The following is a 16,507-nucleotide window of genomic DNA, read 5'->3' as shown; positions in this document are numbered from 1 at the left end:
TTTTTCTGGGTGTTGTTAACCAGGTAGAGTTTACACATGATCGGGCTGGTCATTTGTCGATGAGAGCCAGCGCAACCTGCCCTGCCCGCGTTGTGCGCGTCTGGCTACAGCACCGCGGCGGTATAACCCGAATGGCAGCAACGGTTTCAGGTTTTCCCGATCGGCACCCTGCGCAGCGGGCGACAAATCACGGTCATGGCAACGGCGCTGCACAGGGGAAACAGCGCCAGCAGTAGCCAGGGATAAACAGCCTGCGTTGAAGGGACAAGCGCGTTGTCCAGCAGCGGTCCAAACATTAAATTTCCGGCCAGCACCGCGAAGCCGCCGGCGGTGGCCAGGGCGCCGTAATGTGCACCCAGCGTCGCGGGGTCGGCAAACCGGGGAATCAAATCTTTGGCCGACGGCACCAGCAGCATCTGGCCGAATGTCAAAAACGTCACCAGACACACCGCAGGGATCAATCGCAGCCAGCCGTCAGGCGGGGTTGTTGACGCGAACAGGGCCACGCTGGCAAACGCGGCGGAGAGCAGCAAAAAACCCACCGGTAAAACTTTTACCGTTCCCACGCGTCGTGCAAAGCGCGCCAGCGGCAGCTGAAAAGCGATGATCAACACCGAGGCCAGCATAAAGAGCGGACCGAGATCTTTCTCGCTGCCGCCTGCCCGCCGGATCTCCACTGGCAACGCCAGATACAGCTGGTTGTAGCTCAAAAGCCACGAGCTGTAAGCCACGATGAAAGCGACAAAACGCGGCTGGCGGAAGGTCATCCACCAGGGGACAATTTTTAGCGCCTGTTTGCTGTTACCTGTAGCAGGCAGAAAAAAGTACAGCACCATCAGCGCGATGACAAAGACCGCGGCCCCTGCCAGCGCCACCTGGCGGAAACCGAATCCGGTCAGCAGTGCGCCAGCCACCGGGCCCAGTACGGCACCGAGTTCGCCGCACACCGCAAACAGCGCAAACCACTCCGCGCGGCCGCGCTTTCCTTGCGCCTCACTTTGCGTTCCCGCTTTGGCCAGCAGCGCTTCAATTGACGGGGAAAACAGCGCACCGCCGATGCCCGTCAGACAGGCACCCAGAATGATCGGCCACAGCGATTGCCCCAGCGCCAGCAACAGATAACCCGCAATCCGGACCAGACAGCCACACAGGATAATGATCTTTGCGCCGTACCGGTCAGAGAGCGCACCGCCCAGCAGAAACATCCCCTGCTGGGAGAACGTGCGTAATCCCAGAATCAGCCCGATAACGCCGCCGGAGAGCAACATATCATCGCGTAAGAATATCGCCAGAAAGGGAACGACCGCGTAAAAGCCAATGTTGAAAACAAACTGGCTGCCCAGCAAAACGCCCGGGCGCAGGGTAGAGACAGGACGCAGCGAGAAAGAAAGCATGCTACCTGGCCCTAAAGAATGAAATGAATGTGCTTCTTGCCATGAAAGCGGGAGATCTCAATTTTGGTTTTCACCCGGAATACCTGCCAAAGCAGCGCCTCGGTCAGGATATCCTGCGGCGTGCCGGTTGCGATGATTTGACCGTTCTGCATCACGATCAGCGAATCACAGAACATCGATGCGTGGTTGAGATCGTGAATGGCGACAATGCTGGTAACCGGTAACTCGCTGATCAGCTGCATTAATTGCATCTGGTGATGGATATCCAGATGGTTGGTCGGTTCGTCCAGCAGAATTTCGCTCGGCGTTTGCGCCAGTGCGCGGGCAATGTGCACACGCTGACGTTCGCCACCGGAGAGACTCAGCCATCCCTGCTCACTTTTCTCCAGCATGTCCACGCGCTGCAGAGCGGCCGTCACGGTCTCGTCATCGTGCGCACTCCAGTTAGAGAATGGCGAATGATGCGGAATGCGGCCCAGTTTCACCACATCGCGCACACGCATGTTGGCGTCAGTCATGCCGTGCTGCTCGACGAATGCCACCCGGCGGCCAAGCTGTTTGCGGGCGATGCGGGCGATATTTTGCCCGTCCAGCGTCACTTTGCCGGCATCCGGGCGCCGCAGGCCGGCAAGGATGCGCAGGAGGGAAGATTTGCCGCAGCCGTTTGGACCAATCAGCCCTACCGTTTCACCACGGGAAATGTGCAGCGATACGTTATCGACGATGACCTTTTTTCCGACTTTCCAGCTAATGTTGTCAGCGGAGATACTCATTATTTATTCCCCGAACGCCAGATAATCACCGCAAAGAATGGTACGCCAACCAGCGCGGTCACCACGCCTACCGGCAGGCTTTGCGGGGCAATCAGCAGGCGCGACGCGATATCTGCCAGCACCATCAGAATGGCACCGGCCAGTGCGCTGGCAATCAGCAACGTGCGATGCAGCGGACCAAAGAAGAAACGCATGACATGCGGCACCACCAGGCCAATAAAACCAATCGAACCGGCCATGCTGACGATGGTGGCGGTGATAAGCGCGGTGGTGATAAAGAGTGCAAGGCGCACCTGAGGCACTGCAATACCCAGCGAGGCAGCCGCATCGTCACCAAAGGTGAACGCATCCAGCGCCCGGGAATAGTAGAGGCAAATGGCCAGTCCGATGGTCACCACCACCAGCACCAGCTGGAGTTCCGGCCAGCGCACGCCACTGAAGCTGCCCAGCAACCAGAACATCACATCGCGCGCCTGCTGCGCACTGGCAGAGGTGCTGATGGTATAAGCGGTGATGGCATTAAACAGCTGGGAAGCCGCAACGCCAGCCAGGATGGTGCGTTCATTACCGCCACGTGCCCCTTTCGTCAGAAAAGCGACAAAGGCAAAGGCAGTGAAGGCGCCGGCGAAGGCTCCCGCCGACAGCGAGACGGCCCCGCTGCCGATGCCCAACACCACGACAGAAACCGCCCCGGTGGAGGCACCGGCAGAGACACCGAGCACATAAGGCTCAGCCAGCGCATTCTTCAGCAGGCTTTGCAAAACGGCACCGCAAATCGCCAATCCGGCGCCACAGCATGCCGCCACCAGCGCCCGGCTCAGGCGAAAGTCCCAAATCACACTTTCGTAGATGCGGCTCAGGGGAACGTGCGTGAGCCCCATTTTATTACTGATGGCATAAAAGACGCTTTTTAGCGGGATCGACAGCTCCCCGACGCTGACACCGGTCGCAATCACCAGCAATAATAACGCCACGGCAGCCACCAGCGAGGCGGTCAGGAACAGCCCCTGTCGCGCCTGAACAACAGCGATGGTCATCAGTTCAGTTCCAGTTTTCTCAGCTGCTCACCCACCTGTTCGGCTCCGTAGATAGTGCGGATGGTCGGGTTCATCGCCTGGCCATCCATCACCACGATGTGGCCTTTTTTTACCGCATCCAGCTGGCTGACGGCAGGATCGCTTTTCAGGAATTTGATTTTCTCTTCGGCTTTATCCAGCGCCCAGCGATTGCGATCGAGACTGGAGACCACGACCACATCCGGATTGGCAGCAATGATGCTCTCCCAGCTGACCGTCGGCCATTCGGTCTCTGACGTGATGGCGTTGTGCCCGCCCAGCACGCTGGCGATGAATCCGGATGGACTGTTTTTACCGCCCACATAGGCATCCGCAGACGGTGACGAGCTTGAGAACCAGAACACGAACGAGAGATCTTTTTTGCTGCTACCAAACTCCTGACGCAGTGCCGCTTCACGTTTTTTGAAATCGGCAATCACCGCCTGGCCACGATCTTCCACGTTGAAAATTTTGGCGAAGTCCTGAATCTCCTGATACAGGTACGTCATATCCCACAGCTGCTGGCGACTGCCATACATATCCCCTGCGGCTTTTTTGGTGGCGCACATCCCTGGCGACACATAACTGTTCACGCCAAGGGTGATTAAATCTTCGCGTTTTGCCACCTTGCTCTCGGGTCCCAGCAGCAGCGGCGTCTGGGCAGGAACGAAGTCCGGATTTTGCGCCAGCACGGATTCGAGGGTGGGGATTTCTACCGTCAGCGTTTTGATTTTTGCATTCTGTTCAGCCAGCTGTGGCAACACTTTAGTTGGCCAGAACGCGCTGGCGATGACCTTATCCTGCAGGCCGAGCAGCAGCAAAATTTCTGCGGTATTTTGCCCCAGCGCCACCACGCGCTCAGGCGGTTTGGTGAAGGTCTCTTTATAGCCGCAGTTTTCAATCGTGAGAGGATAGGTGGTGGCCAGCGCAGAACTAACCGATGCAAACACCAAACATAACGTGCAGATGACCTTTTTCATTAACCCCTATCCCCATTGATATTGTTTTGAGAAGCCCGCGCCGCTTTAATGCAAATGAAACTCATTAACGAAGCGGGCTTTTATACAATGGGCACTTTAAGGTGTCAACGGGAGATTGTTTCCCAGAGTTATCATCGTCATGGACCTGCCAGGATCGCATACCGGACGTTCTGTAAAAGCCTGTCCGCAGCCAGCCGGTCCCCTTCCCCGCTGACGTCACACGTTTAATGCGCAGAGCGTGCCAGGCCAGCATTCGCTTTGCGGCACCGGGTAAGCGGCGTCCACCAATTCAGGCCTGACGCTGACCGCACTCAGCGATGTTTACCGGTTGCCTGCGCTTTTCTGACAGCTGCAGACTGAGCATCGCCAGCAGAATAAAGACCACCGACATGCCGATCAGCCCGTAAAAGCCGGCCAGTGGATATATCCATGATGCGACCGCCGAGCCAAAGCCGATACCGCCAAACATGAAGGCACTGGTCAGCGCCAGCGCAATGCCGCGATGGCGGACTGATGCCAGCTCGACGATCCGGCGCTGCTGGCTGGGCCAGAGCAGATCGGTGGCAAACGCCCAGACCACCAGTGCCGCCAGCAGCACGCCCAGCGCTTTCGGCAGCACGGCGATAAGCGCCGTATCGACGATGAGCAACGTCATGCCGCTCAGCAGCAGCTTCTCAGCGGTAAAGCGTATCGCCGCGCGGGTGACCCAGAGATTGCCCAGCACCCCGGCAACGCCCAGCACGGCCAGCGCTGCGGAGACCGCATGCGTGCCGCCAGTGTAGGTGTCGCGAATGAGCGGCGCGATAAAAGTGTAAAAGCTGTACACGCCGGAAGTAATAAAAAACACCACCAGGAAAGCCGTCAGGTATTTGCCATCGGCCAGCACGCCGGCCATCTCACGCAGGCGGATGCGCGTCCCGGCACTGTCATCCGGCACCGTCAGCAAAATGTTCAGCCCGCTCAGCAGGCTCACCACGCCGACCAGCGCAAACAGGGCTTTCGCGCCCCACAGGCCGGCAACCCATGAAGCAATGGGAATTCCGGCAAGGCTTGCCATCGATACCCCGAGCAGTACCATGCCGATGGCCCGCCCGCGCTGCTGTTCATGCACCAGCTCGGAGCCCAGCGCAACCAGCACCGGACCGATGAACCCGGCGCCGGCCCCCATCAGGATGCGTGAGGCGAGCAGTACGTTGTAGCCCGGCGACAGCACAAACGCGAAGGCGCCCAGGCTAAACAGTGCAATGCCAGTGAGCACCAGCCGGCGACGGCGCAGGTGACCAAACAGCACCTGTACCAGCGGAGCCGCCAGCGCGAAGGTGAGTCCGAAAACACTCAGTAAGCGCGCGCTCTGCGCATCAGTCAGCTGCCAGGCTGCTGAGATGGCCGGCAGACTGCCAGCGACAGACAGCGCGCCGGTAGCCTGTACGAAGTAGGCAATGCTCAGCGCACGCAGCGCGCGGCGCTGGGAAGAGGTGATGACAGCGTTCATTATTTCTCTCCGGCATAAACTTCAGGGGCGCTGCCCCTGAAATGTTTACTGAACAGGAATCGGGTTATCCGCCACAGACTCGTTGAACTGATTCACCAGCGTATGCTCGTTCGCGCCCGGGTTATCGCGCACCGGCAGCACGCGGTCGACAATGGCTTCGATGGTGTCGGTGCATTGGGATTGCGATTCTGAATAAGGGGGCGTTCAGTGCACAGAGACGGGCCGATAGCGTTCAGCCGGCGCGTCGCTGCCGAGGTGCGGCATCATGGCCTGACGCGCCTGCTCATAGCGGGTCCAGAGCGCTTCGTCCTGCAGGGACGGAATGGTAATGAGCTCGCCGCGGGCGAAGCCGGTGAGCGCCGCATCAACCATCTCCTGCGCGCTCATGACGATGTGCGGGTCAAGCTGGTCAACCGGCAGACCGCCGTTATCCCAGAACGGCGTCGCGGTAGCGCCAGGCAGTACGGCCTGCACCTGAATCCCCTTACCGGCCAGTTCATGATGCAGCGACTGACTGAACGCCAGCACGTAAGCCTTGCTGCCGCCGTAAACACCGTTCAGCAGCTCAGGCGCAATGCTGACGATCGAGGCGATGTTGATGATGCCGCCGCGTCCGCGCGCCACCATGCCCGGCACCAGCGCATAGGTCAGGCAGGTCAGCGCGATGACGTTGAGGTTAATCATGGCGTTCATCTGCGTCACGTCGCTGTCCAGCAATGGGGCATGGGTGCCGATGCCGGCGTTATTCACCAGCAGTGTGATGCTCGCGTCCTGACGCAGCTTTTCTTCCAGCGCGTTCAGCTGTGCAGCATCGGCCAGGTCCGCCGTGATGACTTCCACGCTGCGGCCGCTGTCGGTAGTGATGTGTTCAGCCAGCTGGTTCAGGCGGTTGTGATTGCGGGCCACGATGATCAGGTCATAGCCCATGCGTGCCAGGCGGCCGGCGTACAGTGCGCCCATACCGGTAGAGGCACCGGTGACAACGGCAGTGCCGCGGTTGGTGTGTGTTTGCTGCGTCATGATATTCACCTTGTCAGTTATCGGGTTGGTGAATTCATAGTACGCAGTCGCGCACCGGCGCGGCTGACGAGAAAGGTCGTGATTTCGGACAACATGATGACCGGGATTCCGGCCATCGTGATCAGAAGGCGTTCAGGCGGGACAGCGCGCGTCAGGCTTTACCGGTGCGCAGCGACTGCGGCGGGATGCCGTAACCGCGAATGAACACTTCCCGCATATGGCGGCGATCGCGGAAGCCGGATTCTCGGGCTATCACCTCCATCGGCAGCCTGCTCTGCTCGATCAGCAATCGGGCGTTTTCCAGTCGTAATCCCTCAATAGCTTTGGCCGGCGACTTGCCCGTCTCAGAACGGAACAGGCGGCTGAGCTGCCGCGCGCTGAGGTGAACCGCATCCGCAAGGTCTTCGATGGTCAGCGCTTTGCTGAGATTGTTGCGCGCATATTCCAGCGCCGACTGCAGCCGGTCGCTGCGCGGAGACAGCATCAGCATCTCAGAGTGCTGCGTCTGTCCGCCGGAGCGGCGGTGATGCATGACCAGCAGGTGTGCCACGCTGCGCGCCACTTCGGCACCGAGATCTTTCTCCACCATTCCCAGCGCCATATCCAGCCCGGCGGTGAGTCCCGCCGAGGTCCAGATGTGATCGTCAATAATGAAGATGCGGTCTTCTTCTATCCGCGTCGTCGGGTGCAGCAGTTGCAGACTCTGGGCATGTACCCAGTGCGTAGTGGCGCGGCGCTCCGATAACAGACCGGCCTGCCCCAGCACGAATGCGCCGGTACAGATCCCGGCCACCCGGCGGGCCCGGGGCGCGTGCCCCTGCAAAAAATCGACGATGCCCGCTGTGGCCGGCAGTTCCAGCGGCGTCATTACGCCTGCGACCAGCCAGGTATCCATTTCCATCTCTGCTTGGATCGGCTGGCTGTCCACGCCGAAGCCGGAAGAGGACTGCACCGTGCCACCGCGCTCTGAATACACCGTGCAGTGGTAAAACGGTTCGCCGTTTACCTGATTGGCAAACTCAAAAATACTTAGAGTCGATAATCCCAGAACCTGGAAATGATCAGAAATCAGTAAACCTACCCGGTGCATCGTCGTCTCCTTCAGTCGTCCAGCACCGTCTGCCACACTGTGTCCGGTCTGATGTTAAGCAGGGTGAGCCATGACAATACCCGATTTCGCTCAGCGGTATCACCTGTGGAAAAATAAAAAAGGCAATGACACCGACCTGCTGCGGATCTTCTGCGCCGTTTTATGTTAAGAGTACCCGATCGGGCAGTTCGCCAGACATGCGGTTTTAAACAGGCGGCCATTGCCCAGGTCATCAATCAGAGAAAAAACCATGAAAAAATCGATCGTTCCTGAAGAATTTCAGCACTATTACCATGACTGGCACTTCTCTCCCGTTATCGAAGCCGATGGCACCCTGTATCTTTCCGGAGTGACGGCAGCGCGGAAAGACAAACCGATAAGTACCCACCCTGAAGAACAATTCCATGATGCGTTTTATAAGCTGGGTGTGTATTTAAACGCGGCCGGACTGGACTATGAACATATACTGGAGATGACCACCTTTCATATCGATCTTAAAAAACACATCGGGGTATTTTCTAAGGTCAAAGATGTGTATATCAAAGCCCCCTACCCGGCATGGTCTGCCATCGGCGTGTCAGAGTTCATTCCGGAAAATGCCCTGGTGGAAATGCGGATTGTGGCGAAAAGGGTGCTTCAGGCGGATGGGCAAAAATAACCGCAACCGCCGCTTCCGTCACAGGGCTGTGATTACAGCCCTGCTTCTTCCGCATTTATTCGGCTTTTCCCTGCATCAGCTGCCGGTATTTCATGCTGTCGTGGTACATCTCATGGAATACGCGGTATTTACGGTCGTAATACTCTTTGATTTTGTTGGTCTGCGGCGTGATGGTCTTACCGATGCGGCTCATGGCGGCCATCGCTTCGGGTAAAGAGTCGTACGCACCCGCCGCCACGGTGCCCATCATGGCGCTGCCGAGCAACATGGCTTCACTCTCTTCCGGCAACAGCATCGCGCAGCCCGTCGCGTTGGAGTGCTCCTGCACAAAGATGGGATTTTTGGTGCCGCCACCGCTGGCCATAATGGTATCAATGCAGTAACCACTCTGGTTCATGGTTTCAATAATGTGGCGAGTGCCAAGCGCCAGCGCCTGAATGGTGGCGAGATAATGCAGCGCCATGTCTTCCGGCGTGCGTGACAGTTTCAGGCCCGTCAGCGTGCCGGTCAGGGTCGGATTGGCACGCGGTGAGCGGTTGCCGTGGAAATAAGGCAGCATATGAATGTCTTTGGTCAGGAAGGCAATATTCTCGGGTTCACCCGCCATCTTGCGCAGTATGCCGTTGAGCACTTCATAAATGGTTTTGCCGCTGTCTTTGCCCTGCTTGAGCAGATCCTGATAACACGGATGCGACTGAATTACATGGTCAATCAGCGCACCGGTGGTGGATTGTCCGCCTTCGTTCAGCCAGTAATCCGGCAAAATCGCCGAATAGTACGGCCCCCAGATGCCGCCGATATAGCGCGCGCTGCGCGACATCGCCATATGGGCCGTGGACGTGCCGCCAATCAGCGCAATGCGGTTGTCAAAATCCGCTGATTCGCCGGATGCGCCGCTGGCACCGAGAATACCGAGGCTGCCGGCGTGCGCATCAATAATCGAAACGCTGACCGCCGTGCCCGCCATTAACCCCATCTCTGCGGCGGCGCGCTGCGTCAGGCCATGCCCCAGCGGCTCACCCATGGTTTTCACTTCGCTGCCGATCTTTGCCGCGTTGTTTTCCAGTAAATCCTCCAGGCCAATCTGGCGGAAATAGCTCGGATCCCAGCGGTCTTCATGGCCGATATAGGTCCATTTGCAGACGGTAGAACACAAAGAGCGCGTGGTATCCTGGGTGGCGCGCCAGGTGAGGAAATCCGGCAGGTCGAAAAGATGCCCGACGTTGCTCCAGGTGGTCGGCATGTGCTGTTTCAGCCACAGCAGTTTGGGGGTCTGCATTTCCGGCGAGATAATCCCGCCGACAAACTCCAGCACGCGATGGCCGGTGGCATTGATGCGTTCTGCCTGCGTGATAGCGCGGTGATCCATCCAGACAATAATGTTCTGCTCGCTGCGCCCGGTCGGGCTCACGGTCAGCGGTTTGCCTTCTTTATCCAGCACCACCAGCGAACAGGTGGCGTCAAAACCGATGCCTTTCACCTGTATCGGGTTGATATCCGCCTGACTGACCACGTCTTTAATCGCGTTACACACGGACTGCCAGATCTCATCAGAGGATTGCTCAACAAAATCAGCTTTCGGGCGGTAGAGCGTGATCTCCCGGCTGGCCTGGCCGAGCATACGGCCAGTCATGTCGAAGACGCCCGCACGGGCGCTGCCGGTTCCTACGTCGACGCCAATAAAATAACTCGCCATGTTCTTTCCTTTCTTGAAAAGCTTTCGCTTATGATTTTCTGTTTTGCAGAGCGATAAACAGGATCAGGACACAACCCCATAGCGCCATGGTCAGGTAACTACTGACGCCCATCAGGTTCAGGCCGCTTTCCAGCATTTGCAGCACGATGAGCGCCAGCACCAGCCCGATCACCCGGCCAAAACCGCCGTCAGGGTTAATGCCGCCAAGCACCGAGGCCAGAATGGTCACCAGCAAATAGGAGTCGCCGTAGCCAGCCTGTGCCGAGTTAAATTTGGACATCATCAGCAGTGCCGCGCCCCACCCCAGCAGAGCTGAAAGCACGTACACCGCGATAGTGACTTTATGCGTGTTGACCCCACTGAACCGCGTCGCCTGCTCGCTGGAACCCATCAGATACAGGCTGCGGCCGAGCGTAGTGTGTTCCAGAAACACCCACAGCAGCAGCGCCACCAGCAGGAATAACACCAGGGCAACCGGGATACCCAGCAGGCTGCCGTTGCTGAGGTACTGAATTACCGGCGGGAAGCCGGAAATGACCGCGCCGTTGGTCAGCAGAATATTCAGTCCGGCGATCAGCGTCATGGTGCCGAGGGTTGCCAGAATCGGTGAAACCCCGATAAAGGCGATCAGCGCGCCATTGAGCACCCCAATCACCAGCGCCACACCCAGACCCGCAAGCAGCGCCAGTGCGACATATTCCGGCTGGTTCGGATGCGCCACCAGAATCGCCGCCATCACCAGCGAACACGCGTTGGCACCGGCAATGATCGAAAGGTTGATCCCGCCGGTCAGCATGGTAATGCCCATCCCCAGCGCCAGCATGCCCAGAATCGGTAACTGCGAGGAGATCGACTGGAAATTGCCGACGCTGTAGAAGCTGCCACCCAGCGTAAAGGAGAACAGCACGGCAACGGCCACGATGATCAGCAACTGCAAACGGATGATGCGGTCGCCGGGGAAGAATCGGTTTAACGTCGTCATGTCACATCCCCTTCGCCAGTTTGCGTTTTTCGTTCCACGCGGTGCTGCTAATGCTGACCAGAATGATCGCGCCGCTGAACACCTGATGCCAGTAAGATGAAATGCTCAGCAGGGTCATGCCATTTTGCAGGAAGGCCAGCAGCATCACGCCCAGAATGGTGCCGGTTAGCGAGCCGCGCCCGCCGGTCATGCTGGTGCCGCCTAATACCACCGCCGCCAGCACCGTCAGTTCATAACCGAGCAGGGAATTAGGTGCCACCGACTGGGTAATTTGCGCCTGTACCACCGCAGCAATACCCGCCAGCAATCCCATAAAACCGTAAACGTAAAAATGCAGCCGCAGGATGTTCAGACCGAGACGCGATGCGGCGTCACGGTTGCTGCCCATAGCGTAAATCTGGCGGCCCACGCGGGTGCGATTCATCAGGACGCCGGTAACGATGATCACCCCCAGCAGGCAAAGCAGCGGCAGGGTCAGGCCATAGTCGTAACCGTCGGCGGCGGTGAAGGAGAACCAGCTGATCCCGTTCATAAACCAGTCGGGGAAACCGTACAACCAGGTACCGTTAGTCAGATACACCAGCAAACCATAAAACAGGTTCAGCGTCGCGATAGTGATAATGATGGCCGGCACGCGCAGCCAGTACACCAGAAAACCGTTGACCAGGCCGAGCAGCAACCCGATTCCCATCGACATGGCAAACGCCAGCGGAAAGCTGCCGCCGTGATGAATGATATAGCTCGCCATCACGTACTGACCGATGGAGGTGACGGCAGGAAAGGAGATGTCGATGCCGCCGGCAATCAGCACCACAAACAGACCACAGGCCAGAATGCCCAGAATGGCATAGCTGGTGGCGACGTCTGTCAGGTTACCCAGCGTCATAAATTCACTGCTGCTGGCGCTCAGACCCACCACCAGCAGCAGCACCAGTAATCCCAGCCAGAATTCGTGCTGGGTAAACAGTTTCGATAGCGATTTGTTACCCATTAATCACCTCCGCAATCTGCGCTTCGCTGCTCTGGTGCGGCGCGAACTCCGCTACCAGTTCGCCTTTGCGCATCACCAGCACGCGATGGCTGTTGTAATACGCTTCCGGGATTTCATCGCAAATCATCAGCACCGCCATGCCGGATTCCGCCAGATCGCGGGCAATACGGTAAATGCCTTCTTTATTGGCAATATCCACCCCTACCGTTGGTGAATCGAGGATCAGGATATGGGGCCGCGTCGCCACCCATTTGGCGATGGCGATACGTTGCGCATTACCGCCGGAGAGCGTTTTAACCGGTAAACTGCTGTCCGGGACTTTAATGTTCAGGTCACGGATCAGGTCTTTAACCACCGCCGCGGCTTTGCGGTGATCCATCAATCCGGCGCCGGTATGCAGCTTGTCGAAAATCGATACCAGCGTGTTGTCATAAATGGATTGATCCATGATGAGCCCCTGCGTCAGCCGGTCTTCCGACACATAGGCGATGCCGTGACGAATGGCGTCGCGGTTAGAGTGGAATTTCACCACCTTGCCGTTAATGCGGATCTCTCCGCTGTCCGGCTGGCTCATGCCAAACAGGCTCAGACAGAGTTCCGTGCGGCCCGAACCGAGCAGGCCGATAATCGACGTAATTTCTCCCTGGCGCAGCGACAGCGAGATATTGTGATACTGCCCTTTGCGGCTCAGCTGGCTGATTTCCAGCAGTGGCGTCACATCAGCGGGTGCCCGGTGCGGCAGATGGCTATAGGTGAAGCGCTGCCCGGTCATCAGGAACGCCAGTTCATGGCTGTCGAGTTCACTGGCCGGATAGGTGCCGACCAGTTTGCCGTCGCGCATCACGCTGATACGATCGGCCACTTCCATCACTTCATCAAGACGGTGACTGACGAACACCACGCAGATTCCGGCGGCTTTGAGTTCATTCACCACCCGCAGCAAACCATTCACCTCGCTGCGGGTCAGTGACGCTGTCGGTTCATCCATAATCACCAGACTGGCGTCAGCAGCGATGGCACGGCATATTGCCACTAACTGGCGGTCAGCGATCGACAGCTTTTCAACTTTACGATCCGGATCCAGAGCAACGCCGACCCGTTGCATCGCCGCCAGCGCTTTTTTGCGCATTGACTCGCGATGTACCCAGAAATCACCGCCCGGTAAATAGCGGTGAATAACGATATTTTCGGCGACTGACAGATTGGGAAATAACGACAAATCCTGATAAATAACCTGAATGCCGTAATAAGAAGACAGCTGTGGCGTCAGGGTATGAAAGAGTTTTCCGTCCAGCGTGATGGCCGCGCCTTTTTCCGGTTGATAAACCCCGGAAATGACTTTAATTATGGTGCTTTTGCCGCAGCCATTCTGCCCGGCCAGACAATGCACCTCACCTTTATTCAGCGTCAGGCTGACATTATCCAGTGCTAATACGCCGGGGAACTTTTTACTGATTTTTTCGAGGCTGATAAAGGCCTCAGCATTGGCGGGGGACGTGCTGAGCGTATTCATCATAGATCCTTAAGCCTGCCCATCCTATTTCCAGCCGGGTGTTGGCGATGCTCGCTTATCCGAATCATTTATATCTCATCGAATTTCACTGAGTTTCGCCGCGCCTGACGCGAATTATTCAGGGTATATGTTTTCAATCTCTGAGTAGAAGTTCAGATACAGCACAACATACAACGCTGTATCTGTTTCTATTTGCCTGGTGTGGCGCTGGAGATAATCTATCTCCGTTAAATTAAGGTGTTAAACACTCTGATCAGAAGCCAAGTGATTTCGCATTCTCTGGCGTTACTTCGAGAATTTTATTAAAGCGAATCACTTTCTTATCCATATCGACGTCGGCTTTGCCCAGACCTTCAATGCTCAGGTCTTTAGTGACTTCTTTACCCTGCAGCAGCTGATCGGCAACCGAAACCAGGGCGTAACCGGCATCTTTTGGATCCCACAGCAGGACTTTCTTAATGTCACCGCGCATCAGGTATGGCGCAGCCTGTGCTGGCATCGCAATACCGACAACCGCGATTTTATTTTTCGCCCGCTTCTGCTGAACCGCCTGACCGGCACCGATCGGACCGAGCGAGCCGAAACCGATAATCCCTTTCAGATCAGGATAGGTTTTCATTAAATCCAGCGTGGTGGAATATGACTTATCAATATTTTCTGCCACCGGCAGGCGTGACGTGACTTCATGCATGTCCGGGTATTTTTCTTTCTGATATTTGATCGCCGCATTGGCCCACGCATTATGCAATGGCACGGTCAAAGAGCCGACATAAATGGCATAACCGCCTTTGCCACCCATATCTTTTGCCAGCTCGTCCATATTGGCTTCCGCATATTTCTGGCTGTCGATGGTTTCAACATCCCACTGACCAATTTGCTGGTCCGGCGATTCATGGGTTAATACCACGATGCCCTGGTCGCGCGCTTTTTTCAGTACCGGCTCCAGTACTTTGGCATCGTTTGGCACCACAATGATGGCGTCAACTTTTTTGGCAATCAGATCTTCAATCACCTTGACCTGCTGCGCCGGATCGGGCGTCGAGGCGCCAACCTGATAAGCGTTGACATCCAGTTTCTGCGCGGCTTCTTTTACGCCGACTTCCATGCGGGTGAACCACGGAATACCGGTAACTTTGGCCACCACGGCGATATCGTAAGGTTTGGCAGCGAATGAGGGTGTTGTGAATAACATGCACGCTGAAACCACACATGCACTGACTAATGCGAGGTTAAATTTCATTTTGGTACCTTTCTGATGAGGTTCTGGTATAGGGAACAGGCGGTTGCTATTTAATTCACGCTCAGAGATTAACTTACCCGTACATAGGTTTTCGCGCAGATGTGATGGAAATGTGAGCAAAGCCCACAAATGTTAAATTTAATGATTTAATATGTTAAATTATGGTTAATTTTACATCTATTTTTACTCTCTTGGTGGTTGTTGAAGCTCTTAGATGGATTTTAAGAAACAAATTTAGATCACTTATTTAACAATATTTATACATAAACAAACCGCGCCGTTGTTTTTACCTCAGTAAAATCCCGGCACTAAATTTTATTTGCACAGATTGTGAGCAGAATCACCTGAGCAGGCGATGACGCTTTTCACAGCATTCGCTGGCAACTTTGCGCAGTGGGGGTGAGTTCCGGTTTTGGCACCGGGTGACCTGAGCGTTGCGAGGCAAGCTTTGAGCGAGCAGCGGACGTCTCACTTATGACAGCTGAGTGGTTCTAATACGTTGAACATTATTTTCCTTAATCGACTCAAGTTCATATCTATCTTGCCGATGATCACAATGCATTTTGCAAATTTTCTTAGAATCAACGGAGTATTCAATGGCAACGACCATTTAACGGGCTAAATATTTGGATTTAAAGCATGAATGGACAAGTTGTATTGGATATGGATCGCCAGATTACTGCCCAAAATGTCGAAGCCGTCGAATAACAACAAGCTTAATCAGATAAACTAATGGAGTGAAAAATGGACTTTTTGAAGACAGTACTTACTGCAGCTTTGTTTGTCGCAGTGCCCACATGGGCGGGAGATTTGACTGGGCCTCAAAATAATGCGGTTAGATCTGCGAAGCAATATCTCAGTATGGCGGGTTTCTCACGAAACGGACTTATTCAGCAACTTTCATCCGATGCTGGAGATGGTTACGAGATTTCTGACGCTACGGTAGCAGTGGACAGCCTGAACATTGATTGGAACCAGGAGGCGGTGAAATCTGCGAAGCATTATCTCAACATGATGGGCTTCTCATGCAAAGGCCTCATTCAGCAACTCTCCTCAAGTGCCGGAGACAAATACACTGTTGATCAAGCAACCTACGGGGCAAAACAGGCAGGTGGCTGCTAAAAAAACGATGTGGTTTGAGTGACGGTTACACGCGAACCACCGAATTCCCGGCTACAAACTTACGACGTAGACGGTAAATGGTCTATGACCGCAACCTCGGAATCCATCTCTATGCGCGGGTAGTGCTCACGCATCCCTTCTAGCAGTAATGCATCCGGCCATTCCACACTTTTTCCAAGCCTGGCTGCAACGTCAAAAAGCGGCATTTTTTCTACGTGCGTGACACACATCATGACGGTTTCATAGGCATCCTGCGCGTTTACGTACAGCATAGGGCCCGGCACAATCTCACATTCCCGCCATCGGATGGTATGACGCTTCCTGCCTGCGCAAACGTCCGGCAGCAGGCGAGGCACGATTTCAAGATACTGTAATGACATATCACCTCTGGTGACCTGCACTAAGTATTAGATATAACGATCAGTTAGTAATGTCGGTTTTTGACTAATGGGTCGAATGTAGTCTTAAACAAGTTAGTTGAATAACAAAGCAAAGCGTATC

Annotated in this window: 15 protein-coding genes; 2 read left to right on the top strand and 13 right to left on the bottom strand. The window is 55.8% G+C overall.

Annotated features, from left to right (window positions below):
• Positions 1-146: 146 nt before the first annotated feature.
• The 7 genes from CBW22_RS18760 to CBW22_RS18730 all read right to left on the bottom strand — a co-directional run bounded on the left by CBW22_RS18760 (position 147) and on the right by CBW22_RS18730 (position 7,804).
• Entirely contained in the window at positions 147-1,394 is a 1,248-nt protein-coding gene (locus tag CBW22_RS18760; protein ID WP_088517492.1) for an MDR family MFS transporter, read from the bottom strand.
• Between the two features lie 11 nt (positions 1,395-1,405).
• Positions 1,406-2,167, bottom strand: a complete 762-nt coding sequence (locus CBW22_RS18755) for an ABC transporter ATP-binding protein (protein WP_088517491.1) — start codon at positions 2,165-2,167, stop codon at positions 1,406-1,408.
• Entirely contained in the window at positions 2,167-3,204 is a 1,038-nt protein-coding gene (locus tag CBW22_RS18750) for a FecCD family ABC transporter permease (RefSeq protein WP_021508765.1), read from the bottom strand. The genes CBW22_RS18755 and CBW22_RS18750 overlap by 1 nt, the downstream gene beginning before the upstream one ends.
• Complete coding sequence (locus tag CBW22_RS18745; RefSeq protein ID WP_088517490.1) at positions 3,204-4,202, bottom strand: ABC transporter substrate-binding protein; 999 nt, start codon at positions 4,200-4,202, stop codon at positions 3,204-3,206. Before CBW22_RS18745 ends, CBW22_RS18750 begins: the two co-directional genes overlap by 1 nt.
• A 289-nt stretch (positions 4,203-4,491) precedes the next feature.
• A complete protein-coding gene (locus CBW22_RS18740) occupies positions 4,492-5,694 on the bottom strand; it encodes an MFS transporter (RefSeq protein WP_088517489.1) in 1,203 nt (400 codons plus the stop codon).
• Positions 5,695-5,898: 204 nt separating this feature from the next.
• Positions 5,899-6,714 carry an SDR family NAD(P)-dependent oxidoreductase gene (locus CBW22_RS18735; RefSeq protein ID WP_088517488.1) on the bottom strand — a complete coding sequence of 272 codons (816 nt, stop codon included), beginning with the start codon at positions 6,712-6,714 and terminating at the stop codon, positions 5,899-5,901.
• 151 nt (positions 6,715-6,865) lie between these two features.
• Positions 6,866-7,804, bottom strand: a complete 939-nt coding sequence (locus CBW22_RS18730) for a GlxA family transcriptional regulator (protein WP_088517487.1) — start codon at positions 7,802-7,804, stop codon at positions 6,866-6,868.
• A gap of 250 nt (positions 7,805-8,054) precedes the next feature.
• Between CBW22_RS18730 and CBW22_RS18725 the strand changes: the two genes are divergently transcribed.
• Complete coding sequence (locus CBW22_RS18725) at positions 8,055-8,462, top strand: Rid family hydrolase (RefSeq protein ID WP_021508771.1); 408 nt, start codon at positions 8,055-8,057, stop codon at positions 8,460-8,462.
• 55 nt (positions 8,463-8,517) lie between these two features.
• Here the strand turns inward: CBW22_RS18725 and CBW22_RS18720 are convergent, their stop codons facing one another.
• From CBW22_RS18720 to CBW22_RS18700, 5 genes are all read right to left on the bottom strand, one after another.
• Positions 8,518-10,158, bottom strand: a complete 1,641-nt coding sequence (locus tag CBW22_RS18720; protein ID WP_021508772.1) for an FGGY-family carbohydrate kinase — start codon at positions 10,156-10,158, stop codon at positions 8,518-8,520.
• Between the two features lie 28 nt (positions 10,159-10,186).
• The gene (locus tag CBW22_RS18715; protein ID WP_058758909.1) at positions 10,187-11,140 is read right to left on the bottom strand and encodes an ABC transporter permease; all 954 of its coding nucleotides are present in this window, start codon (positions 11,138-11,140) and stop codon (positions 10,187-10,189) included.
• A gap of 1 nt (position 11,141) precedes the next feature.
• Positions 11,142-12,131, bottom strand: coding sequence for an ABC transporter permease (locus CBW22_RS18710; RefSeq protein ID WP_021508774.1), 990 nt, complete (start codon positions 12,129-12,131; stop codon positions 11,142-11,144).
• Positions 12,124-13,644 carry a sugar ABC transporter ATP-binding protein gene (locus tag CBW22_RS18705; protein WP_088517486.1) on the bottom strand — a complete coding sequence of 507 codons (1,521 nt, stop codon included), beginning with the start codon at positions 13,642-13,644 and terminating at the stop codon, positions 12,124-12,126. The genes CBW22_RS18710 and CBW22_RS18705 overlap by 8 nt, the downstream gene beginning before the upstream one ends.
• A gap of 253 nt (positions 13,645-13,897) precedes the next feature.
• Positions 13,898-14,884, bottom strand: a complete 987-nt coding sequence (locus tag CBW22_RS18700; RefSeq protein ID WP_031279943.1) for an autoinducer 2 ABC transporter substrate-binding protein — start codon at positions 14,882-14,884, stop codon at positions 13,898-13,900.
• 744 nt (positions 14,885-15,628) lie between these two features.
• Here CBW22_RS18700 and CBW22_RS18695 point away from each other — a divergent pair.
• Complete coding sequence (locus tag CBW22_RS18695; protein WP_088517485.1) at positions 15,629-16,006, top strand: Ltp family lipoprotein; 378 nt, start codon at positions 15,629-15,631, stop codon at positions 16,004-16,006.
• Between the two features lie 59 nt (positions 16,007-16,065).
• Here CBW22_RS18695 and CBW22_RS18690 read toward each other — a convergent pair whose 3' ends face one another.
• A complete protein-coding gene (locus CBW22_RS18690) occupies positions 16,066-16,386 on the bottom strand; it encodes a hypothetical protein (RefSeq protein WP_088517484.1) in 321 nt (106 codons plus the stop codon).
• Positions 16,387-16,507 lie beyond the last annotated feature (121 nt).

Origin of the sequence: Pantoea sp. VS1 (assembly GCF_002207995.1) — a bacterium.
GTDB lineage: Bacteria > Pseudomonadota > Gammaproteobacteria > Enterobacterales > Enterobacteriaceae > Pantoea > Pantoea dispersa.
The sequence above is the reverse complement of the archived record's forward strand: the minus strand, read 5'-3'. Positions and strand labels throughout refer to the sequence as shown.

Bases quoted from the DNA above. Each gene is read 5' to 3' on its own strand.
- CBW22_RS18760 (WP_088517492.1), bottom strand. From the start codon at position 1,394: ATGCTTTCTTTCTCGCTGCGTCCTGTCTCTACCCTGCGCCCGGGCGTT.
- CBW22_RS18755 (WP_088517491.1), bottom strand. From the start codon at position 2,167: ATGAGTATCTCCGCTGACAACATTAGCTGGAAAGTCGGAAAAAAGGTC.
- CBW22_RS18750 (WP_021508765.1), bottom strand. From the start codon at position 3,204: ATGACCATCGCTGTTGTTCAGGCGCGACAGGGGCTGTTCCTGACCGCC.
- CBW22_RS18745 (WP_088517490.1), bottom strand. From the start codon at position 4,202: ATGAAAAAGGTCATCTGCACGTTATGTTTGGTGTTTGCATCGGTTAGT.
- CBW22_RS18740 (WP_088517489.1), bottom strand. From the start codon at position 5,694: ATGAACGCTGTCATCACCTCTTCCCAGCGCCGCGCGCTGCGTGCGCTG.
- CBW22_RS18735 (WP_088517488.1), bottom strand. From the start codon at position 6,714: ATGACGCAGCAAACACACACCAACCGCGGCACTGCCGTTGTCACCGGT.
- CBW22_RS18730 (WP_088517487.1), bottom strand. From the start codon at position 7,804: ATGCACCGGGTAGGTTTACTGATTTCTGATCATTTCCAGGTTCTGGGA.
- CBW22_RS18725 (WP_021508771.1), top strand. From the start codon at position 8,055: ATGAAAAAATCGATCGTTCCTGAAGAATTTCAGCACTATTACCATGAC.
- CBW22_RS18720 (WP_021508772.1), bottom strand. From the start codon at position 10,158: ATGGCGAGTTATTTTATTGGCGTCGACGTAGGAACCGGCAGCGCCCGT.
- CBW22_RS18715 (WP_058758909.1), bottom strand. From the start codon at position 11,140: ATGACGACGTTAAACCGATTCTTCCCCGGCGACCGCATCATCCGTTTG.
- CBW22_RS18710 (WP_021508774.1), bottom strand. From the start codon at position 12,131: ATGGGTAACAAATCGCTATCGAAACTGTTTACCCAGCACGAATTCTGG.
- CBW22_RS18705 (WP_088517486.1), bottom strand. From the start codon at position 13,644: ATGAATACGCTCAGCACGTCCCCCGCCAATGCTGAGGCCTTTATCAGC.
- CBW22_RS18700 (WP_031279943.1), bottom strand. From the start codon at position 14,884: ATGAAATTTAACCTCGCATTAGTCAGTGCATGTGTGGTTTCAGCGTGC.
- CBW22_RS18695 (WP_088517485.1), top strand. From the start codon at position 15,629: ATGGACTTTTTGAAGACAGTACTTACTGCAGCTTTGTTTGTCGCAGTG.
- CBW22_RS18690 (WP_088517484.1), bottom strand. From the start codon at position 16,386: ATGTCATTACAGTATCTTGAAATCGTGCCTCGCCTGCTGCCGGACGTT.